This window comes from Flavobacterium aquariorum, from assembly GCF_003254745.1.
In the GTDB taxonomy this organism is placed as follows: Bacteria; Bacteroidota; Bacteroidia; order Flavobacteriales; family Flavobacteriaceae; genus Flavobacterium; species Flavobacterium aquariorum.
Genome location: NZ_QKXH01000007.1, coordinates 38471 through 63416, shown reverse-complemented (window position 1 = coordinate 63416; position 24946 = coordinate 38471). Strand labels below are relative to the sequence as shown.

The window sequence follows — 24946 nt, the reverse complement described above, 5'->3', positions numbered from 1 at the left end:
GTCACTCTTTTTTAAGAGTAAAGCCTTAACAAAAAAATGAGTAAATTCAAGCAGTACAAATAAATCATAATATAATTTGTAAATATTAAACATATTTTTAATAAATTTAACAAATTTGACTACAATGATAAAAACAAAAAAGTATTCAAAACACCATTTACCTCCACCCAAACCGACGTAAAAAATTAAATATAAATCCCTGCTAAAACTCATCGCAGAGAAAACAATTTTAAGTTATCATTAACAAAAAGTTCGCTTAATTACCAAAATGGGCTATAATTTGATGAATAATCAGTTAATTCAAGATCAAACCTTAAAAAAAACTTAAAATTCCATTAACACATTCTATTTTTTGACTTCAAAAATTAAATACCCATCAAAATATAGGGGTATGAAATACAATATCCATAAAAAGACTCTTGTTTACCCTTATTTTTTGGAGGGTATAAAATCATTTAATACTTTTATAAAAAATTAAAAACCGAAAACTATGCGAAAAATTATTTTAAGTGTGATACTAATCACCATTCTGGTACTATCCATTTTTTCAATTCATTTACTGAATGAATCATCCAAACTTGGAGCACACGTTGTTGAATTAAAATTAGACACTGGAGACACGGCTTGGATGATTGTAGCCACAGCCCTAGTATTATTAATGACGCCAGGACTTGGATTCTTTTATGGTGGAATGGTAGGTAAAAAGAATGTTATTAGTACTATGCTACAAAGCTATATGGCTATGGTTATAGTTACCATATTATGGGTTGTAATTGGCTTTGGACTTTGTTTTGGTCCTTCAATTGGAGGTTTTATTGGTGATCCAACCTCAAACCTGTTTTTTAGTGGAGTAAGTGCTAACACCGCCTGGGAATTAGCTCCTACAATCCCTTTTATTTTGTTTGCCTTATTTCAAGCAAAATTTGCTATCATTACTCCTGCGTTAATCACTGGAGCTTTTGCAGAAAGAGTACGTTTTTGGGCTTATCTATTATTTATGGTATTGTTCATATTATTTGTATATGCTCCATTATGTCATATGACTTGGCATCCTGATGGATTATTCTTTGGATGGGGAGTATTGGATTTTGCTGGAGGAACAGTAGTACACATGAGTGCTGGTTGGGCTGCTCTTGCAGGTGCAATGTTCTTAGGAAAAAGAAAAGTACAAAAAACAAACCCAGCTCGTATCACTTATGTATTATTAGGAACTGGTTTATTATGGTTCGGTTGGTTTGGTTTCAACGCAGGATCTGCTGTAGGCGCAGGTAGTCTTGCTGCCCAAGCTCTAGGAACCACAACAGTAGCCGCTGCCGCTGCCGCAATGGGATGGGTATTCCTTGACAAAATTATGGGACACAAACTTTCAGCAATGGGAGCTTCTATCGGTGCCGTGGTGGGATTGGTTGCCATTACTCCTGCTGCAGGATTCGTAAGCATTCCTCATGCTATGGCAATTGGTATTATCGCCAGTATTGTAAGTAACCTTGTTGTGAGTAAATTCCCTAAAGGAAAAATCGACGATGCCTTGGATGTATTTGCCTGTCACGGTGTTGGCGGTATGGTAGGTATGCTTTTAACTGGCGTTTTTGCATCAAAAGCAATAAACCCAATTGTTGGTGATAACCAAGGTTTGATTTTTGGTGATCCTACTTTATTCTTAATTCAATTGAAAGCATTGGTTCTTGTTTCTATATTTGCTTTCAGTGTCTCTTATTTCTTGTTCTTCATTGTAAATAAAATAACTCCACTAAGAGTTACTGAAGAAAGAGAAGAACTTGGATTAGATATTTCACAACACGGAGAATTCTTATAAAACTCAATTTCCCAATACTTCAAAAAACACTCTAGAATTTATTTTAGAGTGTTTTTTTTCATACATAAACTACTCTTTCCTTCTAATGTAAAATATATGATGACTTTAACACAAGCAGACACATTATATTCTTAAATTTATAGGCTTATTTTACAATAATAAACACCCCACAAATCGCCATTTTTTCCCCTACAAAGTCGTGTCATCCAGAATATAATTAAGATCAAATAAATTATACTATTATGGAACTAGAAATTGAACAAATTAGGAACCAACAAAAAGAAACCTGGAACAGGTTTTCTCCTGGTTGGAAAAAATGGGATGAACTCACAATGGATTTCCTAAAACCAATGGGGGATGAAATCATAAGGTTACTCAATCTAAAAAACGATGCTCTCGTTTTGGATGTTGCCGCAGGCACAGGAGAACCAGGTCTGACCATTGCATCTCATTTAAACGGGGGAAAAGTAATCGCAACTGACTTAGCAGAAGGAATGCTTGAAATAGCCCAAGAAAATGCAAAAAAAAGAGGGGTCAAAAATTTTGAAACCATAGTGTGTGACGTTAGCGAACTGCCCTTTGCAGACAATACTTTCGATGCCATCAGTTGCCGCTTTGGATTTATGTTTTTCCCTGACATGCTATTAGCCATAAAAGAAATGACTAGAGTCCTTAAACCCGGAGGCAAAATTGCAACTGCCGTTTGGAACATTCCTGAAAAAAATTTCTGGATAACCGCCACCATGGAAACAATAAGCAAGAACATAGAGATACCACCCCCTCCACCAGGCGCTCCCGGAATGTTTCGTTGTTCCAAAAGCGGATTCATGTCAGATTTATTTTCACAAGCAGGTCTTAAAAACATTAAAGAAAATGAAGTTGCAGGAAAATTAAATTGTAAAACAACAGATGTTTATTGGAGCCTAATGAATGATGTTGCAGCTCCTGTTGTAGCCGCTCTTAGCAAAGCAGACAATGTCATGAGACAAAAAATAAAAGAAGAAGTCTATTCATTGGTGAATCAAAAATACCCTGACAACAATGTTATTATTGATTCTAGTGCACTTATAATCTATGGGGAGAAATGACGACAGATTTCAAATTAACAACACTTAAAACAACAAATCACAAACAAAAAAACGCTTAAAAAAGCAAACATGACATCTTTACAAATTATCATAACCATACTAGTTATGTTCTTTATAGGAGGTATTCGGATTGCACAAGAATATCAACGAGCGGTGGTATTTAGACTTGGCCGTTTCAAAAACATAATGGGCCCGGGAATCTATTGGATTATCCCTTTCATTGAAAGGCAACAACGGGTGGACATTCGAACAAAAACTGTCGATCTTGAACAGCAGGAAACCATTACAAAAGACAGTGTAACGATTAAAGTAAATGCGGTGCTGTGGTTCAAAATAACGAGCCCTGAAAATGCAATTATCAAAGTAGCGGACTACAATAAGGCTGTTTACCAATTCTCGGTTACTGCATTACGAAATATTATCGGACAACATTCCCTTGACGAAGTATTACGAGAAAGAGAACAAATTAATGGTACACTTCAAAAAATTGTAGACTCGGCAACAGAACCATGGGGAATAAAAATAGAAATGGTCGAAATGAAAGACGTCGAAATTCCGGAAGCAATGCAAAGAGCCATGGCACGAGAAGCAGAAGCCATAAGAGAAAAAAGAGCCAGAATTGTAAAAGCTGAAGCGGAGCTTGAAGCATCCATAAAGCTAACGCAAGGTGCAAAAAAAATGGAAGAAAGTCCAATTGCCTTAGAATTAAGACGCATGCAAATGCTGGCTGAAATAGGTATTGACAACAATACCACTACCGTAATCCTTATGCCATCAGACTTCACAAATGCCGCAAAAAGTTTAACAAAACTTGCTAATGAAAGCAAATTAGATAAATCTTAAACTATATGGATACTCATATTGTTAAAATATTAAAAGCTTTTTACATTACCCATGACGTAAAATGCTTTGTGATTGAAAAACCCGCCGGATACGATTTTATTCCGGGTCAAGCTACCGACGTTTCCATAAACCTTCCTGAATGGTCAGACAAATTACGCCCTTTTACCTTCACCAATTTAAGGGAACAGAATTATCTTGAATTCATGATTAAAATCTACAAGGAACACGAGGGAGTAACAAATAAACTAGGCAGCATCAATGCGGGAGCCGAATTGATTCTTCACGATGTTTTCGGAGCCATACAATACAAAGGAAAAGGAACTTTTATTGCAGGAGGCGCTGGTATTACTCCGTTTATTTCCATTTTCCGTGATTTGTACAAAAAACAACACCTACTTGGTAACAAACTAATTTACAGCAACAAAACTACGGAGGATGTAATCATGGCTGAGGAATTACAAAAAATGTTGAAGAAAGATTTCTTAAAAATTTTCACCCGGGAGAATGTGATAGGGTATCAAGAAAGACGAATTGATCGCAATTTCCTAATTGAAACCATTGCCGACTTCAGTCAAAACTTTTATGTCTGCGGCCCCACTGATTTTGTGAAAAACATCACTAGCCACCTATTGGATCTTGGAGCAACAGCAAACACCATGATTTTCGAAAAATAAAAACATTAACTTCATCAATTTACTAAAACTCATTTGGGCTTAACCACATAATAAAAAGGGGCTTACTTGTCGTTATCTTTAGCTGCCCCTTTTCCTCATGCGGTCGGGCTATCCGCGCTACTTCGGTAGCTTGCTACTATCCCTTACGCGGCTTTAGCATTTCATCAGATTATTACTTTTTCAACAACATACTTTTTGACTGCATATGAACTTTTCAAAAAAAGACAATCAACAAAAAATCCCAATCTTAAAAAAAGATTGGGATTTTTAATTTATTTTTTTAACCATTCTACCTTATTAATCTCAGTGAATTAGTTACTTAATGACCTAGCCTCTACGAAAAAAAAACTAATTAAACTTTGAAATACCGGCTTTCAACCAAGCTTCATATTCTTCAACACTCACGTAACTTATCGTTGGTTGCTTTTCGTTGAGACTATTACCTTGCAAATCGGTTAAAACATACAACGGCTGTGTATTAGTATTGTATTTGGAAATCATAAAATCTGTCCATTTATCGCCTATCGTTTCAATTTCAGATCCAGTCGATTTGGAAACAAACTGTTCGCTTTCTGGCAATGGTCTTTTGTCATCCACATACAATGAAATTACTACAACTTCATTTTTAAGAATTGGAAGCACACTTGCATCCGACCAGACATTGTTTTCCATTTTTCGGCAATTCACGCAAGCATGTCCTGTAAAATCTAGCATTATGGGTTTGTTCACCGTTTTAGCATAAGCCAGACCTTTATCATAATCATCAAAAACAACAATTTGGTTTGGACCTAATTTTGCTCCTTCCGGCAAAACGACCGCCGAAGCATTTCCAACATTCGAACTGCCTACACCCAATGGACTTTCACTATATTCCATTGGTGGAGGAAATGCACTTATCAATTTAAGTGGAGCACCCCAAAGTCCTGGTATTAAATAAATTGTAAAAGACAAAACTAACAAACCTAAAGACAATCTTCCAACCGAAATATGTGATATCGGACTGTCATGTGGCAACGTAATTTTTCCAAATAAATAAAAGGCCAAAGTTCCAAAAATAGCAATCCAAATTACCAAGAACACTTCTCTTTCCAATAAATGCAATTGTAAAACCAAATCAGCATTGGATAAAAATTTAAACGCCAAAGCCAATTCCAAAAATCCTAATACCACTTTAACGGTATTCAACCATCCTCCCGATTTTGGTAAAGAATGCAACCATCCTGGGAACATTGCAAAAAGCATAAAAGGCAAAGCCAAAGCCAATGAAAAACCGAACATCCCGATTATCGGGGCAATTCCTCCCTTGGAAGCTGCATCCACCAAAAGTGTTCCTACAATAGGTCCTGTGCAGGAGAACGAAACGATAGCTAAGGCCAATGCCATAAACAATATACCGATGATTCCCCCTCTATCAGCCTGGCTGTCTACTTTATTTGCCCAAGAATTAGGCAGCATAATTTCAAAAGCCCCTAGAAATGAAGTTGCAAAAACCACTAATAAAATAAAGAAAAGGATATTGAACCAAACATTAGTTGACAACGCATTCAGTGCATCGGCACCAAAAATCCAGGTAACCAAAAATCCTAGTAAGACATAAATTAGAATAATCGAAACCCCGTAAATAATCGCATTTTTGATTCCTGCAGCTCTATTTTTACTTTGTTTAGTAAAAAAACTAACCGTCATCGGAATCATTGGAAACACACAAGGAGTCAGCAAAGCCGCAAATCCGGAAAAAAATGCAATAAAAAAAATAGACCACAATCCTCTTTCCGAAGTCGGCTTTGGTTGATTGATATCTTTCGTTTCAACTGGTGCTGCGGTTTCCTTTGTTACCACCGTAAATATATTTGCCGTGTCCGATTTGGCTGTATCCAATTTCACGGCAACAACCGGAGTAGCCACTGCAACCACTGATTCGGCAGTTGGAATTTTAAAAGTGAATTTCTTTTCCAGATTGATACAAACCTCTTTACAAACTTGATAATTCAATTCAGCTTGGACTGAAGTAATCTTTGGATTTATCACTGTTATTTCCTGTTGAATTTGAGCTTTATCATGAAAAAAAGTTTCATTTACCCCAAAAACATCATTAAAAGCAGTAGTCGTTTTACTTTCTTTAGCTTTTCCCACCAAATCAAAATTCCCTTTTTGATCTTTAAAAATAATCTCCAAAGGCAGTGGACCACCATCTGGTGTGAATTGTGAATACAAATGCCAATCTTTCTCGATCACACCAGTAAAAGTCAAAACATATTGGGTATCCGTTTTTTTTTCGATTTTAGTAGTCCATTTTACAGGATCTAAAACTTGAGCATTCCCTTTGGCAAAAGCCAAAAAACAAAGAAATATAACTATTATTTTTTTCATTTTTTATTTTCTATTTTCGAACTCTTTCTTCTTTACTCTGTACTCTATTTTCTAATTCTCAAATTCAATTCTAAGTATGTTTTTGGTCGTATTTGAGGTTCTAAATCGATGATCGGCTCTTATTCCAATTACCCAAACTATTTGATTATCTGAGCACAAAAGCCAAGTATTTTCTTTTTCTATCAATGATAATTTTTCATCCTTAAAAAGTTTACTCACCTTTTTAGACTTTCCATCCATCCCAAAAGGCAGGAAAATGTCTCCTGTTTTCCACTTGCGTATCACCAATGGAAAAACCAATTGATCAGCGTCGACAAATATAGTTTTATTTGTAGCAACCGAAATGTCTGCTGCTTTACAAAAAGTCATATTTAAGGGAATATTAACTTCTGTCTCATTTTCATTAACCAAAAATTCTATTTCTTTCTCACTATCATCAATTGGCGATAAAATCAGGGAATCTCTGTCTTTCAATAAACGAAAATCAGTCGCAAAAACCTGTTTTCCAGATTGACTGTCAACCAAATCATAAATATCTTCCCAAGCAGTAAAACCATAATCTTTGAGCCATTGGTACAAATACGATTGATAATTGGGTAATTGCAACAATTGGTTTAAATCAAAATGAATTTGATTTTCCTTTTCGATCGCCACTTGCTGAAAAACCATACTCGCAGCATCTTCAACCATTGCTAATGATTCTTGCAAATAGCCTTCGGTTTTCAAAAATGAGTTCATAAAATGAGGATTCAACTCCTTCAAAACAGGAATCAAATGATGCCGAATTTTGTTCCTTACATATTTATCCGAAGCATTACTACTATCTTCACGCCACTGAATATCATTTGCCTTGGCATAATTTTCAATTTCTTGGCGGGATAAAAAAAGTAAAGGTCGAATCACTCTATCATTTTGCACCGGAATCCCTGTCAATCCTTCTAATCCTGTTCCTCGTGTGAGATTAATGAGGAAGGTTTCCAGATTGTCATCGGCATGATGAGCTGTCAATATGTAATCAAATTTTTCGGTTTCCAATAACTCATAAAACCAATTGTATCGTAGTTCTCTGGCAGCAACCTGAGTTGATAATTTATAATCTTTGGCAAAAGCCTCAGTATCAAATTGGGTCACAAAAATTGGTATCCCACTAGCCTCAGCATAGTCTTGCACAAATTTTTGATCTCCAAAACTCTCTACTCCCCGAAGTTGAAAATTGCAATGGGCTATAGCAATATCATAGCTCAATTCCTGAAATAAATGCAATAAAACCATACTGTCCAAACCTCCACTTACGGCAAGTAGTAGTTTTTTTTGCTTCAAATACGGAATTTCTTTATCGATATGATTTTGGAATATACTTTTCATCTATCAAAAATACTGATTATTATTTAATCCAATATGAATTCACTTACAACAAAACTTCATGCATCGCTTTTGCTTTAAGCAAACATTCATCGTATTCCTTTTCAGGAATGGATAATGAAGTTATAGCACTTCCCACAGAGAAAGACACGTATTTATTTTCTTGGTTGTAAAGAATGCTGCGAATAACAACATTGAAATCGAAGTCACCATTTGGAGTAAAATAGCCCACCGCACCACTGTACAATCCACGCTTGGTTTCCTCCAATTCCTCAATAATTTTCATTGCGGCATATTTGGGGGCTCCAGTCATACTTCCCATAGGAAATGTGGTTCGAATCGTATCTACTGCCGTATATTGAGGATCTATTTTGGATGTTACCGTCGAAATCATTTGGTGTACCTGCAAAAAAGAATAAATTCCGCACAGCTCTTTCACTTCGACAGATGCTTTTTCGGCCGTTCTGGACAAATCATTTCGAACCAGGTCGGTTATCATAATGTTTTCAGCTCTTTCTTTAGGATCTTCAGCCAAAGTATTTTTAGATTTTTCATCTTCCAATGGATCCAAAAATCGTTTGGAAGTTCCTTTTATGGGTTGCGAAATTAAATTTACGCCTTCTTTTTTCAAATAACGCTCTGGTGATGCCGAAAGCAAAAATTGCTTGTCGTTCTTGAAAAACACAGTAAATGGAGCCTGAGAAATTTCATTGAGTCGGAGAAATTTTTCCAGTGGATTGATAACGGCATTCTTGGCGAAAAACTCCATGCAAAAATTAGCTTCATACAAATCACCGTGATGAATATATTCCAGCAATTTGGAAACTTTCTCGATGTAATTTTGCTTCGGGATGCGTTGCTCAATAGCTATTTTATTTTGATTTTCGACTCCTGTTTTTTGACTGTTGACTATGTCAATAAAATCATCTTCAACCTCATCATCACACATATTAAGATATTTAATCTCGAGTTGATTACCTTTTAACAAAAACAACTTTTTAGGCTGAAAAAAGAACAAATCAGGAAAGTCCAATCCATCATAATTATTGGATTGCAAATGCTCTTGGTCATTTTTCAAATCATACGAAAGATAGCCAAATAACCAATCTTTGGTGGTTTGCTGGTATTGCTTCAAATCCTCAAAAGCATTGTGGTAATCTGTTTTCATGGACGTAAAAGCATCAACAGCCAATACACAATCGAAGCTTGAATATTCGTTTGAAAATGAATTACTGTCCAGAAAAGATATCTCTCTAAATTGCTGTCCCCAAGCAACAAGCTGTTGCTTGAACTGCAATGGTTCTTTAATAAATTTATAAATGGAAGTTCTCAAAAATTAATCTGTTTATGGACCTCAAAATTACAACAAAAAAAATCGCTTCTCAAGTAGAAATATCATAAAACTAAACCTTAGTTAAATAAACATTAAAAAAGTTTTTACTTGTTAAAACATTATATATTTGATATCGAATTCAAGCTTGAAAATATAAAAACAATCGCACAATAGAAAACAATTATCAATCTTTAAATCCAAATCTATGAACAAAATTGTGAAGCAAGGCCTAATTTCATTAGCCATTATTACACTAATCATCAGCTGCAAAAAAAGTGAAGCAAGCGAAGAATCAACTTCAGACATCGCAATATCCGCTGACAGCATTTCCTCCTCTGCAGCAGTTGAAAAAGAAGGAAGCACACGAAAATTCATTCGTACTGCCGACCTCAAATTCAAAGTTAAAAATGTTACCCAATCTACTTATATCATTGAAAATATCACCAATAAATTTGATGGATTTGTTACCTACACCAATTTGCAAAGCAACATTATTGATAAGTTTGAAACTAAAATAAGCCAGGATAGCACTCTCGAAACAACCCGTTACAACGTAGAAAACAATATCACGATAAGAGTGCCTAACAAACGTCTTGACACAGTTATCAAAACTATTGCCAAGCAAATTGATTTTCTCGATTACCGAATTATAAAAGCGGACGATGTTTCCTTAAAAATGCTTTCAAACCAGCTTTCTCAAAAAAGAAGCAGCACTAATCAAAAAAGGGTAGAAAAAGCCATCGATACTAAAGGAAAAAAAATCAACGATATTATGGAGGCCGAAAATAATTTGGCTAGTCAAAAAGAACAAAACGACAATTCAAAACTGGAAAACTTGTCAATCCAAGACCAAATCGACTTTAGCACTCTGACCATTCAAATATACCAACATGAATCGGTTAAACAAGAAATGATTGCTAACACTAAAGATTACAACTACTACAAACCTAATATCGGGATCCGCATCATCGATTCTTTAAAAACGGGCTGGTATGTACTGCTCGATGTCATCGTTTTTATTATAGAAATTTGGTGGCTAGTATTTATCGTCATTAGCCTATTCTTTCTTTACAAAAAGTATCTCAAAAAGAAATAGGAACACAAACACATAAAAAAGTCAAAATCTAGATTGAATTCTGTTTTGTAATACCGAGAGATGCCAAAAAACTAAAAGTTAGTGGTTTCGTTCGAATTAAGTAAAGCACCATCAATAGACAACAAAAACACGCAATTGACTCAATTTTAAGGAAATATAACTAATAAAATAACTAAAATCGTAATAAATAATAAAAAATTTAACTAAATTTGTTAGTGAAATGGACTTAGTTTTTTGCCTCCGAAAGCTATCAATGTAAGTAAATGGATGAAAAGATGATTACTCTTGTAATCACATATTATCAATTAAACATTTAACTTCTTAAATACTCGAAATATGAAAACTGCAACCTTCTTTATTCGCACAATAATTGGCTTATTACTAGTTTTTGTATCGGTAGCCTATTTTTTTAACTTAATGCCAGACCTTGCAAGCACAGGGGATTTCAAAGCTTTCCAACTAGGCTTAATTTCTTCTGTTTATCTAATGCCAATGGTTAAAACAATAGAATTACTCTGTGGAATTTCATATCTCACTGGTCAATACGTTGCCTTATCCAATCTTATTGTCCTGCCGGTTAGTACAAATATTTTATTCATCAATTTCTTTTTAAACCCAAACGGAATACCACTAGCACTTTTTGTATTTCTAGGAAATTTGTTTTTAATTTACGTACATTGGAAAAACTACAAAAGCCTGTTTACAAGAAAATCCATTAAACAATTTGATTAATAAAGCTCATTAAAAATCTACCAATAAACTAAAACCAATAAATACAAACCTATGAGAATTGCTACTATTATTATTCGTTCACTAATCGGATTATTATTACTATTTGCTTCTATAAGCTACTTTTTGCATTTGTTCCCGGAGCCTCCCTTGGCAGGAAACATGAAAATTTTTAACGACGGAATAAAAGCTTCCGGTTACCTAATGCCTTTAGTAAAAACAATAGAACTTATCTATGGATTGTCTTTTCTCGTTGGAAAATTCAATAAACTTACTTTTATTCTATTGATGCCAATTTCAGTTAATATTATTTGCACTCACCTATTTTTGGCTCCAGAAGGTATTCCGGTTGCCAGTTTTGTATTCTTAGGGAATATATTCCTTATTTATACCAAATGGGATAGTTACAAAGCATTATTTACCGCAAATTAGAAACCTATTTTAAAAAAAAAACGTCTCATTTTTACAACGAGACGGGATTTTTTTTATTAAAAGCTAATTTAAATATGTAAAGCTCTATTATCGGTTGCTGCCAATGCCGCTTCTTTTATCGCTTCCGCAAATGTTGGATGCGCATGTGACATTCTTGAAATATCTTCTGCAGAAGCCTTGAACTCCATTGCAGTAACTGCTTCTGCAATTAAATCAGCTGTTCTTGCACCAATCATATGTACTCCTAAAACTTCATCTGTTTTGGCGTCAGCAAGAATTTTTACAAATCCGTCAAGATCTCCACTTGCACGAGCACGACCTAAAGCTTTAAAAGGAAAGCTTCCCACTTTATATTCAGCCCCAGATGCTTTCAGTTGTTCCTCTGTTTGTCCAACAGCAGCAACCTCTGGCCAAGTGTAAACTACTCCCGGAATCAGATTATAATCAATATGTGGTTTTTGACCGGCCAAGATTTCAGCAACCATAGTCCCCTCTTCTTCTGCTTTGTGAGCCAACATAGCGCCACGAACCACATCTCCAATTGCATAAATATTAGGAACGTTAGTTTGTAAATGGTCATTTACTTCAACCATTCCTCTGTCAGAAATTTTCACTCCAGCTTTATCAGCATTCAATCCATCTGTATAAGGACGACGACCAACTGATACCAAAGAATAATCTCCTTCTAGAGTGATTGTTTCACCTTTAGCGTTTTCAGCCTGAACAGTTATAACATCTCCTTTTCTCTCAACTGATTGTACTTTGTGAGAAGTATAGAATTTCATTCCTTGTTTTTTCAGCACTTTAGTCAATTCTTTAGACAAAGCACCATCCATTCCAGGAATAATTCTATCCATGAATTCTACAACCGAAACTTGCGCCCCTAATCGTAAATACACTTGACCTAATTCAATACCGATAACACCACCACCAATAATTACAAGGTGCTTAGGTACTTCTTTAAGAGCCAAAGCTTCAGTCGAAGTGATGATTCTTTCTTTGTCGATTTTGATAAAAGGCAAAGAAGAGGGTTTTGAACCTGTAGCTATAATGATATTTTTGGCTTCAATCGTTTCCGATGTCCCGTCTGCTTTTGCAATTGCAACGTGAGTCGCATCTACAAACGAACCCAAACCATTAAAAACAGTGATTTTATTTTTTTCCATCAAGAAATTTACTCCTCCTGATGTTTGATCCACAACTGCTTGTTTACGGGCAATCATTTTCTCTAAATTCACCTTTACGTCACCTGAAACTTCAATTCCGTGATCGGCAAAATGTTTGATTTCTGCATAATGATGTGAAGAAGACAATAATGCTTTCGATGGAATACAACCTACATTTAGGCAAGTCCCCCCTAAAGTTGAATATTTCTCTATAATTGCCGTTTTGAAACCCAATTGCGCACAACGAATAGCTGAAACATATCCGCCTGGCCCAGAACCTATAATGACTACGTCAAATGAACTCATAGTATGTGTTTTTTATTTTTAGTGATGCAAAATTAAGGAATAAAGTTTTGTTTAAAGTTTAATTTTAGAGGTTTTTTGTTCGAATTATAACGATTTTATCAATAATTACGGACAAACCTTTTAAATAAAACAACAAATCACAATTTATCACGAAAAGAAAATCAGTTGCCATAAAAAACCACTAAAACTTATTAAATCAATTATAGAATCCTATCACTTTCATTTTTCACAGTAAAACTCATCTTTCCAAAAAAAACACAACCAATTAAAGTACAATTGATTACACGAAAAATTTAAATTGTTTTTTACTTTTTGTTAAATATAAAAAAGTTACAAACACTACATCGTAATAGTATTCGTGCAATAAATTAAAATCATAATTTTAATGTTAATAAAATATACATTTAACAAAAATTCACAATATAAATAACGAAAAATTAAATCATGAAAAAAAACCTACTATTATTTTATGCCTTATTAATTCCTTTTGTTTTTGTAAAAGCACAAGTGAATACAACCTATTTATGGCATCTTCATCAACCAACATATTGGGGAGATGTTAGTAAGAAAAACCCAAATCGATATCAGATGGTAAAAGAATCTCAAGATCTAAAAGTTTCTGGCGCCAATAATGACAAAAACGGGCTTGCCCATCCCACAAACAACCTACAAGAAATTTTTGGTACAGGTGATCGTGTAGCTGCTTATCAATTTGCACCAAAAAACGCAATTAATTCCATTAAAGATTTACCTAAAGCGGGAGCGCAAATAACGTATGGAGGGTCTTTGCTGGAAAACGTCAACGAACTGGCTCAATCAAATCAATGGGGCTATTCCAATTCTTGGATTCAAAACATTAAAGATGCAAAATCATGGAAAACTTCCGGTGGATTTCCCCGTATGGAAATGGTTTCCTTTACAATGCACCATGCACTTTCTCCATTATTAAGTGACGAAGCCTTGAAAAAAGAAATTAAAGCACATCAATATTATTCGACTCAATTATTTGGATCACATGAATCAAAAGGATATTGGCCAGCTGAATGTGCATTCTCTGAAAGAATTATAAAGACATTGACAGAATGCGGTATTGAATGGTCGGTTATAGCCAATAGTCATTTATCCAGAACCTTATCCGACTATCCCATAAGATACGGTTCTGGCGGAACCATGTGTGACATTCCCAACAAAGCAGATCAGGTAGACACAAAAGGGAACACTTGGTTTTCAGCTCAGAAAGATGCGCGTGGTGGTCAATTTGCTGTTCCCTATTCTTATCTTCCCTATAAAGCAAAATATGTAGATCCAGAGACGGCTCAGGAATATAAAATCACTGTAGTGCCTATGGCAGATTATGAAAGTTATGAGGACGGATATGCCGCAATTGGTACATCGTTAATAGATCCAATTGTTGCCAAAGCGGCAACATCTCCAAGACGTCCTTTGGTTTTATTTGCCCATGATGGCGACAATGCTTGGGGCGGAGGTTCTTCCTATTACAACGAATCAGTTACAGGATTTTCACACGCATCGGCTGCCAATGGAAATATTCCAACGACAATACCCCAGTATTTACAAGACAATCCTGTTCCTGAATCAGAAGTAGTCCATGTAGAAGATGGTGCTTGGGTAAATGCCGATGGAGATTTTGGACATCCACAATTTACAAACTGGTTATGGCCGTTCTTCGATCCCGTTTCAAAAAAATTCAATCCAAATGGTTGGACAGAAGATATGATGAATCAAGCCATTACCACTGCTGGTGAAAACCACGCAATTATGGCCGAACAATTAGAAGGAAGCAATCTTAGAATGAGCGAAATTGTAAATCCAACTGCTGCTGTAAGCCCTGCAGAAAAAGCATGGCACTTTTTAATGGCTGGTTATGACAGTGGAAATGCCTACTATGGCCTAGCTGAAGATTTAGAAATAAAAACTACTCTTGCCGTTAACCGATGTGTACAGTTTGCAAAACCTACCCTTGATGCCCATCCAGGTGTTGATACCACAAAACCGTCCGTATTTATTCCGCAGCGTTGGCCTTATAATCCAGGCGAAAAGGGATATGGTGCACCTTATGCATACAAAGATTTCTTAAATTCGGCCGATTTTACCGTTTATACTTTTGCTTATGATGTGAGTGGTATTCAAAAATCAGAATTAAAATACCGTATTGACGTTGACGGAAAAAATAGTCCCGGTTCAAATCAAAACGAAATTTATGCAGGCGGTGGAGAAGTTGGCACATGGATATCTTTACCAATGACTGAAAGAGTATTTCCAAAAGGAAATTTCACCAATAGTACACAAGCAGATTTATATATGCTACCAGACGTAATTGCTAGTCAATACTATGCTGAAATTGCAGGAATCTCAGAAAAATTATTAGATTATTACGTTGAAGTAACTGATAAAAAAGGAAATATAACCAAATCCAAAATTCAACATGTATGGGTTGGAAAAAATCTGGATGTAGCACCAAAAGTTGCTTTTACCCCAGACACCACTAACTCTCCAACAGCTTTTGATGTGACTATTACAGCCACAGACAGCACGGATCCAAAACCAAAATTGTATTACACAACAGATGGTTCTACTCCTACTCTTATATCCTCATTTGCTGAGTCTACAAAAACAATTAACATTGCTCAAACTACAACAGTTAAAGTTTTCGCTGTAGATAATGAAGGAAACCAATCTGAAATTATTACAAAAACGTACACAATTGGAGCAATCCCCGAATTCACCGTTTATTTTAAAAAACCATCCAATTGGAATGCTGCCGTAAAAATATACTATTGGTCTCCAACAGGAACTGCACCTGCAGTAACCTATCCTGGAGTGGCAATGACAAAAGATTGTGGTGATTGGTATAAATACACTTTCCCATCAACAGTGACCGCATCAAATTTATTATTCAATGATGGAACTCTAAAAACAGGAGATTTAACAGCAACTGCCGGAATTAAATATTACGACTCAGCTTGGCTCGCTGCCGAACCAACCGACAGATGTCCTGTTGTTGCTCCTGATTTTACAAACTCACAAGCAGGGGGAACTTTTACAACGGGAACAACCGTAAATATTGTTTTGACTGCTAATGAAACTACTTCAACTATTTATTACACATTAGACGGAACGATACCAACAACTGCATCACCTTCTGCTATTGGAAACAAAACATTTGCCTTAACAAGCACAACAACCCTTAAGGCTTTTGTCAAAAATGTGGCCAGTATCAGTTCCGCCGTTAAAACTGAAACCTATACATTTAACGCTCCAACTACATTCACTGTCTACTTTAAAAAACCAAGTAATTGGAACACTGCCGTAAAAATATACTACTGGTCTCCAACGGGAACTGCTCCTGCTGTTACCTATCCAGGAGTGGCAATGACCCAAGATTGCGGGGACTGGTATAAATACACTTTCCCATCAACAGTAACTGCATCAAATTTATTGTTCAATGATGGAAATCTTAAAACAGCCGATTTAAGTACAACAGCTGGCGTTAAATATTATGACTCCGCTTGGTTAAGTGCAGAGCCAACCAATAGATGTCCCGTTATTGCGCCTGACTTTACAAACTCAAGAACTGGAGGGACTTTTACAACGGGAACAACAGTAAATGTCGTTTTGACAGCCAATGTTACAACTTCAACAATATATTACACATTAGACGGAACAACACCAACAACAGCTTCCTCTTCTGCAATTGGGAGTAAATCATTTGCTTTTACAGCAAACACAACCTTAAAGGCATACGTAGTTAATACTGCCGGAATTTCATCGATAATTAAAACGGAAACTTATAATTTTAGCGCAGCAACAACGCTTACTGTTTACTTTAAGCCACCAACAAGCTGGACATCTGCCCCTAAATTACATTATTGGAATGCCGTTCCATCAGGAAGCGTTGCCAATACAACTTGGCCTGGCGTAACAATGATTCCTGATACAAACGGCTTTTATAAGTACACTATTACTGGTCCTACATCCATAAATATAATTTTCAATAATGGTTCCAGTGGCTCTGCCAATCAAACACCTGATTTACTCAACAAAACAAATGAATACTCTTATACTTGGGGTGTAACTACTGCTAAAATGGCGGCCAAACCAGAAGCGGCCACCGAAGAAGAAACGTATCTTATTCGCTTATATCCTAATCCCGTAAATGAGACATTACAAATCAGTTCGACGAGCCCTTTAAATAATTACACTATTATTTCGTCACAAGGAAGTATTATTCAGGAAGGAAAACTAAACGGAAACATCGTTGACGTAAGTCATTTGAGTGTTGGACTTTATTTTATCGTCATCCGATTGGAAAACGGTCAAGAAACTATGCAAAAAATTATTAAGAAATAGATCTCCCCAAATTTTATTATAATAAATCTTTAAAACAAAAAGCCGTTCTGAAACTTTCAGAACGGCTTTTATATTTTTATAATTTTATTAAACTTCTTGTGTATTCAGCTTACTGTTTTTTCGGCTGAAGCCAAAATAAATTACCAATCCTATAAGCAACCAGACAGTGAAGTAAATCCAATTCCAAACGCTCAATTCTGCCATCATATATAAACAACAGATTAAGCCTAAAAGCGGAATCAAAGACAAATTTTCTTTGAAGGACCAAAAAACCAATCCACCGATTACGATTAAGAAAATCCACATTGGTATTTTATGCTTGAATAAATCAAATCCACTTTCATATTTGATGGAATCCGAAATTGGCAATCCGGCGACAATAGATTCGTATTTAGCTTCATCTTCCTGGTATTGACTTAACAAATGTTCTACATCTAATTTTTCTGTAACGTTAGTTTTTCCTTCAATGCTTACCAAATAATCATATACTTTTTGAGTTTCATCTTTATTCAATGAAGTAATAATAAACTCTGAATTGTTAGTTTTGGTTTCATTGGTAATGAAACCCATAGTCGCTTTTTTATTGTAGGTAAAAGAAATCACTAAAGCAATAATAATCAATATTGGGAATATGTATTTGGAATTAATATAAGGCGTTTTGAATTTTCCTCTCGGAATATCCGTTCTATTTTGCAAAGCCAAAACTCCGGCACAAACTAAAACAAAGGCAAACAATGTTCCAATACTGCATAAATCAGTAACCATCGTTAAATTCATAAACAAAGCAGGAACCGCCACAACAAAGCCAACTACAATGGTCGCAAAAGAGGGGGTTTTGAACTTTGGATGTACATTAGAGAATTTTTTTGGCAACAAGCCATCACGACTCATACTCATCCAGATACGTGGTTGTCCCATTTGGAAAACCAACAATACGCTCGCCATAGCAACCACGGCACTTACCGCAATAATCCCCGACATCCATTTCAAATGCAATTGATCAAACACAAAAGCCAATGGATCCCCTACATTCAAAGTATTATAACTCACCATTCCTGTTAGAACCAATGCAATGGCAATATATAGAATTGTGCAAATAATAATTGCCCACATCATCCCTCTTGGTAAATCGCGTTGTGGGTCTTTACACTCCTCGGCTGTTGTCGAAATAGCATCAAAACCGATATAAGCAAAGAATACCGCCGACACTCCTTTTAAAACTCCCGAAACTCCATTCGGAGCAAAAGGGTGCCAATTCGTAGTATCCACATAAAAGATACCGACAGCAATAACCAAAAGAACAATACACAATTTAACAACAACCATGATATTACTCGCATTACGGGATTCTTTCATTCCACGATAAATCAAGGCTGTAATCAAGACAATGATTAATAATGCAGGTAAATCGGCTACTAAATGAAAAGAACCAATTACAGGAGACGTCGTCCAGGCGGTATAAGCATTTTGCAATCCGGAACTCAAGTTTTCAAATGCCTTCCCCCCTTCCATCAAGGCAGTGGCATCTTTGAAGCCATTAGAAGCTGTTAAATAATCCATTTGTACCCATTGCGGTAAATCGATTCCACCGCTCGAGAGCAGTCCCGTAAAGTAATCACTCCACGATATGGCCACTGTTATATTCCCAACAGAATATTCCATAATCAACGCCCAGCCAATAATCCAGGCAATTAATTCACCAAAAGCAACATAAGAATAGGTATAGGCACTTCCCGAAACAGGAACCATTGAAGCAAATTCAGCATAGGCAAAAGCAGCAAAACTACAAGCAACAGCTGTGAACAGAAACAAGAAAATTACGGCTGGACCTCCGTCAAAACTGGCTTTTCCTATAGTGCTAAAAATTCCTGCACCAACAATGGCCGCAATCCCAAAAGCGGTTAAATCTTTGGCAGTCAAATGTTTTCCAAGAGCTTCATGCCCTTCCAAATTATTTTTTTCGACCTGCTTTAAGATATCTTGAACCGTTTTTTTTCTAAAAAGCCCTTTTAGTGCCATGTTGTATATTTTACCGTTAAAAATTTAATATTTAGTGTTTTTTTGCAATAGTGTTTTACTAAAAAAGAAAAATAGTAAAGGCCAAATATAAAAAACATATTCATTCTTTAAAGTCATGATTCTGATTTTTTATAATATTGGGATATTAAAACAACATTTCTCTTTTTTACCTTAAAAAAAGTCAAATATACATTCAAAAATTATATTTAAACAAAATATACTTCAATTTTTATTTTAAAAAGTTTAAAATAATAAAACTGCCATACTCATGATTATTGAGACAACAGAGTAACTTAAATTACAATATTTAATTCCATTCATTAGTTCTCCCAAATTATAATAATTCTCTGCACGAAAAGAGTCAAAATAGTTTAATCTTTATATTTATTGTAACAATAATGAAAATATAAGTAAAATTTTTTCTTATTAAAAAAAATATAATTTATTACATTTGTAATCCTTTTAAATCTAATTTTTAATAAAAAATACATATACTCTGTAATTTCCTAGTAACCTATAATTTGTGATAAATTGAACCAAAACACCCCAAAACTATACTCTTTAATACTTTTATTGTTATTTATAAATCTAAATTGCCATTCCAATACATTTAAAGATTCCCTAAATAGTCCTAAAAAAAACAGATCAAAATTAATTTCAAATGTAACTCTAAAAAATAGTTACACAAAAACTGCTGCTCAACAAGTAAACATGTCTCCTATCAGAAGTGAATTTACTGAGAGTTTTATCAGTAAAAAATTCCCTACATCAGAGAGCACAAGTGAAGATTTAAAAACAGCTAAGGCTGTGTTCCAAAAAATTGACAGTACAAATAACAATACTGAACTATTAGAGAATAAAAACCTTTCAATGTTGCCAATTGGCATCAAAAAAACTATTCATAAAACCCAATACATGTTGGGAATAAGTAATGCGAAATTTACCCCAGAGTACACTGAACTAACCGCATTTGTTAGAATAATCATTCCACAAATTGATTCACTTGGTAAGCCCAAAGAAATATTTTTTGGGGCACACAACATAAAGCTTTCCCATAAAGGCGGTTTGATTGGAGATACTAAACTAGTTTTACTTGGAGATTTTCCATTAAAAATTTGTGGAGACAAAGCCCTTTTAATTTTGAAGGGTGGAATGAACATGAATACTGGAGCTGTTGAAAACAAAACATATGTAACTATTGATTGTAACGGATTTAAAGAACTAGGAATAACTGCTGATGTCGAATTCTCAAGATCAATAATAGAACCCGTTGATGCATCAAATAATGTAATAGGTAAAACTCAGCGGGTAACAGGATCCTTCCAAACAAAAGTCACCAATTGGAATGACATACTAATTAATATTTCATTGCCTAAATTTCAATTAACATCTTTTAAAGGCACCTATTTTGAACTGAATAATGCAATAATCGATTTGAGCGATTTGCGCAATTCTGAAAATATTAAATGGCCAGAAAACTATGCGAAAGATTATTTGATTCCAGGTAGCGAGAATCTATGGAGAGGATTATATGTAAAGTCCTTATTGATTACACTTCCCGAAGAATTCAAGTTTAGTTCCAGTAAAGGCAGGGTTACATTTCAAGCCACAGATTTACTGATAGACAGGATGGGGGTTTCAGGAAATTTTACCGGAAATAACATATTGAACATCGACCAGGGATCTGCTGGTGGATGGGCATTTTCGGTAAACAATATTAATCTAAAATTTAGAGCAAATGCACTAGTTTCTGGAGGATTTGGCGGTGCTATTGTACTTCCTATAACAGATAAAAACAAAAAATGTTCATCTGACTCACAGGGCGAGATTGGATACACAGCCATAATCAACCCAATAGACAAAGAATACCTATTAAAAGCAGAAGTAAATAATAATTTATGTTTTCAAGTATTTAAGGCTACTGCAAAAATCGACAAAGGCTCCTATATTGAATTGAAAGTCAAAGACGGTAAATTTTTACCAAAAGCACTTTTGAATGGAAGTCTTGCCATAAAAGGAAGCAATACACCAACCCCTGATGCTGAAGCCCCAAAAACAGCAGTAAACACAAATGTTCCATCAACAAATTTTACATATTACGACCCGCCAAAAGAACCTACAACTACTGCACCTAAAGCAGATAAACCAGAAGAACCTGCCAAAAAAGAAACAGTAGCATTTGAAGGGATAACATTCCAAAATCTTCAATTTCAAACGGTTACTCCTGTTTTTAAAGCGGACTATTTCGGATATAAAAATGAAGCCGAGAATGATCCAAAATCTTCCAAAGTTGCCAATTTTCCTATAACAATACATGAAATTGCCATTATTGCAGACGATGTATCAGCCACTCTAAAAATAGATTTATCCATCAATTTGATGAAAGATCAATTTAATGGAAGAACAAAATTCAATATTGTTGGAAAATTTGATCAAAATGATGGTATCCAAAAATGGAAATTTGATTATTTAAAATTTGAACAAATTAGCTTAAAAGCAGACATTGGAGGTGCCAAATTTGATGGATATATTGTTTTAATGGATAAAGACCCCGTTTATGGAGATGGCTTTAAAGGAGGGCTAAAAGCAGAGTTCAAAGCGGGAATAATCGTTGAGGCCAATGCGATTTTTGGAAAAAAAGACGCATTTAGATATTGGTATGTAGATGCTATGGTAGATGGGTTGAATATTCCTTGTAGTGCCTTTGTTATTAAAGGTTTTGGAGGCGGTGCCTATTACAACATGAAAAAAGACGGGTTTAGTTCCAGTTTTACCGCTTCAGGTGCAAACTATGTTCCAGATGTGGAATCAGGTTTAGGTATAAAAGCGATGATTCATTTTGCTAATGCTGCAAAACCAGATGCTTTCTGGGGTGGAGCAGGATTCGAAATTGCTTTTTTAAAAACAGGAGGTATTCGTAGAATTAGTATTTATGGAGAAGGTCACGTGATGCAAGATTTTGGATTTAAAGTTCCCGCAAATTCGTTAACTAAAAACTTAGAAAAAATTGTTACAGCGGAAAGCAAATTAGTGACAGCTACATTAGACAAATTAAAAGAAAGTAATCTTACTGAAGTTGCAAAGACAGTTTATCCAGATGAAGTTTCAGGAAAAGTAGGAATCAATGCTTTTGCGGCAATAGAATATGATTTTATAGCCAAAACACTTCATGGCTCATTCGATTTGTATATTGATGCAGCTGCAGGATTACTTAAAGGAAGAGCTTCCCAAAACAGAGCGGGATGGGCAGTACTACATTTTGCTCCAAATAAATGGTACATTCGGATGGGAACGCCAACCGATAGACTTGGTTTAAAAATGGCAATCGGATCTATAGAAGTTGAAGCCGGCGGTTATTTTATGTTGGGAGATGACATACCTGCCAGTCCCCCTCCTCCAGCAATTGTAGCCCAAATTCTTAGATTAGACAGCAGTAAATTAGACTATATGCGATCTGAAAATGCCAGTACATTAGGCTCCGGAAAAGGATTTGCATTCGGTTCAGATTTTAGCTTAAAAACAGGGGATATGTCTTTTTTAATATTTTATGCCAATTTTGAAGCTGGACTGGGATTCGATGTAATGGTAAAAGATTATGGAGAAGCTATGTGTAAAGGAACTGGCCAAATTGGTATAAATGGATGGTATGCTAATGGCCAGTCCTACGCTTATTTACAAGGAGAATTAGGCGTGAAAATAAAAATTTTCAGAATACGTAAAAAAATATCAATTATAAAAGGTGGAGGTGCTGTAATATTACAAGCCAAACTACCCAATCCAGTTTGGATTAGAGGATATTTAGGCGGATATTATGATTTATTAGGAGGTGCAGTAAAAGGCAGTTTTAGATTTAAATTAGAATTTGGCTCACAATGCGAATTTATAAGTAGTAATCCTTTAGAAGGTCTCAAAACCATTGCTGACATTAGTCCTGCAGAAGGGAGCAAAGACATAAATGTATTTACAATTCCTCAAGTTGGTTTTAATATGCCTATTGAAAAAAATTTTGTTATCGATGGTGAAGAAGGTACAAAAACCTATAGATTGAAACTGGAAGAGTACTCCATCAAAAAAGAAGGCGTACCAGTAGTTGGAACAATGAGCTGGAATGAAACCAGGGATTTAGTAAGTTTTAATGCTACTGAAGTATTGCCACAAAATTCAAAACTTACCCTTACTGCCAAAATCAGTTTTCAAGAAAACATAAAAGGAACTTGGACAACTGTATATGATAATGGTCAAGTTGCTACAGAAATAGAAGTTAGAAACTTTACCACAGGAGCAGCTCCAAACAATATTCCTGCTACAAACATTGCCTATTGTTACCCTGTATTTGATCAAAAATATGTATATCAAAACGAAAGTAAGCTGGCCTATGTTGTTCTAAAGCAAGGGCAAGCTTATTTGTTTGATTTAAAACCCGGTCAATCCCAAAAAGCATTTTATAAGACAACCGACAATACGGCAACCAGCGCAATTAGTTACGATGTTAGTAACAAAAGAGTGAATATTGAACTACCCGCATTAAAAACGGCAAAACCCTATTCATTATCCTTAATGACTCTTGAAACAAAAACAGATGCAACCAATAATTTATCGCAAAACTATGAAAAAAAAGAACTTGCCGCTGATGTGAATGTTGAGATAAAAAGCAATAAACTAAATGAAACGGCAATTGGTGGAGAAGGAACAGAAATGTTACAGTATAATTTTAACACAAGCCAATACACAAGCTTTAAAGAAAAAATGGAAGCCAAGAAACCGAAACAAACGCTGGTAGAAATTATATATACCGATGTTCATGCCTTACAATCCTTAAATGAATCAACAGAGCCATTTGACGAAATAGAGATAATAGGAAATTCAAAAACATTAAATAAACCTTTAGTAAGCATTGAAGCTATATTAGATGATAATTATTATTTAAAAGAAATTTATCCAATTATTTACAAAGACTATCCTTTGGAAAATGAAATAAAATTAGATAGAGATACTAATGCATTAGGAGCTCCCCCTATAAGAGCTGTAGAAGTTTTGGCTTGGTATCAGGACTACACTATAAACAGTCCTTCTAGTTTTATGCTCAAAGAATATCTGCCATTTAGATACAACCTTCCATTTTACTACAAAACTGATTTCAAAGATCTTAGATATAAGGTCAGCAATAAATATGTAACTAGTTTGAATCAGACAATGATTCAAAAATACGATTATCTCATTAATGGAGAATTCCCATATATAAAGCAAGGAACTTACAAGATAAAATTAAACTATATACTTCCTGGCGGACAAGCAGGTACAAGTTCTGGATCCATTTTTACATTTAACAAATCAAATTAGC

The 24946-nt window shown here is 35.1% G+C and carries 14 protein-coding genes; 9 read left to right on the top strand and 5 right to left on the bottom strand.

The annotated features are described in order from the left end of the window. The first annotated feature begins 490 nt into the window (after positions 1–490). From DOS84_RS11775 to DOS84_RS11760, 4 genes are all read left to right on the top strand, one after another. Positions 491–1816 carry an ammonium transporter gene (locus DOS84_RS11775; RefSeq protein WP_111410328.1) on the top strand — a complete coding sequence of 442 codons (1326 nt, stop codon included), beginning with the start codon at positions 491–493 and terminating at the stop codon, positions 1814–1816. A gap of 242 nt (positions 1817–2058) precedes the next feature. After that, the gene (locus DOS84_RS11770) at positions 2059–2904 is read left to right on the top strand and encodes a class I SAM-dependent methyltransferase (protein WP_111410327.1); all 846 of its coding nucleotides are present in this window, start codon (positions 2059–2061) and stop codon (positions 2902–2904) included. 69 nt (positions 2905–2973) lie between these two features. Next, on the top strand, positions 2974–3747 hold the full coding sequence (locus DOS84_RS11765) for a slipin family protein (protein ID WP_111410326.1): 774 nt from the start codon (positions 2974–2976) through the stop codon (positions 3745–3747). Positions 3748–3752: 5 nt separating this feature from the next. Further along, entirely contained in the window at positions 3753–4421 is a 669-nt protein-coding gene (locus DOS84_RS11760; protein WP_111410325.1) for an FAD-binding oxidoreductase, read from the top strand. Positions 4422–4769: 348 nt separating this feature from the next. Here the strand turns inward: DOS84_RS11760 and DOS84_RS11755 are convergent, their stop codons facing one another. Genes DOS84_RS11755 through DOS84_RS11745 form a run of 3 tightly spaced genes read right to left on the bottom strand, consistent with a single transcriptional unit; the run spans position 4770 to position 9486 of the window. Next, the gene (locus tag DOS84_RS11755) at positions 4770–6791 is read right to left on the bottom strand and encodes a protein-disulfide reductase DsbD family protein (RefSeq protein ID WP_111410324.1); all 2022 of its coding nucleotides are present in this window, start codon (positions 6789–6791) and stop codon (positions 4770–4772) included. Positions 6792–6842: 51 nt separating this feature from the next. Beyond that, on the bottom strand, positions 6843–8156 hold the full coding sequence (tilS, locus tag DOS84_RS11750; RefSeq protein WP_111410323.1) for a tRNA lysidine(34) synthetase TilS: 1314 nt from the start codon (positions 8154–8156) through the stop codon (positions 6843–6845). Positions 8157–8199: 43 nt separating this feature from the next. Then, a complete protein-coding gene (locus DOS84_RS11745) occupies positions 8200–9486 on the bottom strand; it encodes an anthranilate synthase component I family protein (RefSeq protein ID WP_111410322.1) in 1287 nt (428 codons plus the stop codon). Between the two features lie 205 nt (positions 9487–9691). Here DOS84_RS11745 and DOS84_RS11740 point away from each other — a divergent pair, with 205 nt between their 5' ends. From DOS84_RS11740 to DOS84_RS11730, 3 genes are all read left to right on the top strand, one after another. Next, on the top strand, positions 9692–10582 hold the full coding sequence (locus tag DOS84_RS11740; RefSeq protein ID WP_111410321.1) for a DUF4349 domain-containing protein: 891 nt from the start codon (positions 9692–9694) through the stop codon (positions 10580–10582). Positions 10583–10918: 336 nt separating this feature from the next. Then, on the top strand, positions 10919–11314 hold the full coding sequence (locus DOS84_RS11735) for a DoxX family protein (RefSeq protein WP_111410320.1): 396 nt from the start codon (positions 10919–10921) through the stop codon (positions 11312–11314). A gap of 51 nt (positions 11315–11365) precedes the next feature. Further along, positions 11366–11743, top strand: a complete 378-nt coding sequence (locus DOS84_RS11730; protein ID WP_111410319.1) for a DoxX family protein — start codon at positions 11366–11368, stop codon at positions 11741–11743. Between the two features lie 68 nt (positions 11744–11811). On the opposite strand, the gene lpdA is transcribed toward DOS84_RS11730, so the two are convergent. Next, a complete protein-coding gene (gene lpdA, locus DOS84_RS11725) occupies positions 11812–13215 on the bottom strand; it encodes a dihydrolipoyl dehydrogenase (protein WP_111410318.1) in 1404 nt (467 codons plus the stop codon). A gap of 444 nt (positions 13216–13659) precedes the next feature. Here lpdA and DOS84_RS11720 point away from each other — a divergent pair, with 444 nt between their 5' ends. Continuing rightward, positions 13660–17586, top strand: a complete 3927-nt coding sequence (locus DOS84_RS11720) for a starch-binding protein (RefSeq protein ID WP_111410317.1) — start codon at positions 13660–13662, stop codon at positions 17584–17586. A gap of 87 nt (positions 17587–17673) precedes the next feature. Here the strand turns inward: DOS84_RS11720 and DOS84_RS11715 are convergent, their stop codons facing one another. Further along, positions 17674–19605 carry an amino acid permease gene (locus DOS84_RS11715; RefSeq protein ID WP_111410316.1) on the bottom strand — a complete coding sequence of 644 codons (1932 nt, stop codon included), beginning with the start codon at positions 19603–19605 and terminating at the stop codon, positions 17674–17676. Positions 19606–20316: 711 nt separating this feature from the next. Between DOS84_RS11715 and DOS84_RS11710 the strand changes: the two genes are divergently transcribed. After that, positions 20317–24945 carry a hypothetical protein gene (locus tag DOS84_RS11710; RefSeq protein ID WP_124020641.1) on the top strand — a complete coding sequence of 1543 codons (4629 nt, stop codon included), beginning with the start codon at positions 20317–20319 and terminating at the stop codon, positions 24943–24945. The last annotated feature ends 1 nt before the right edge of the window (position 24946 follow it).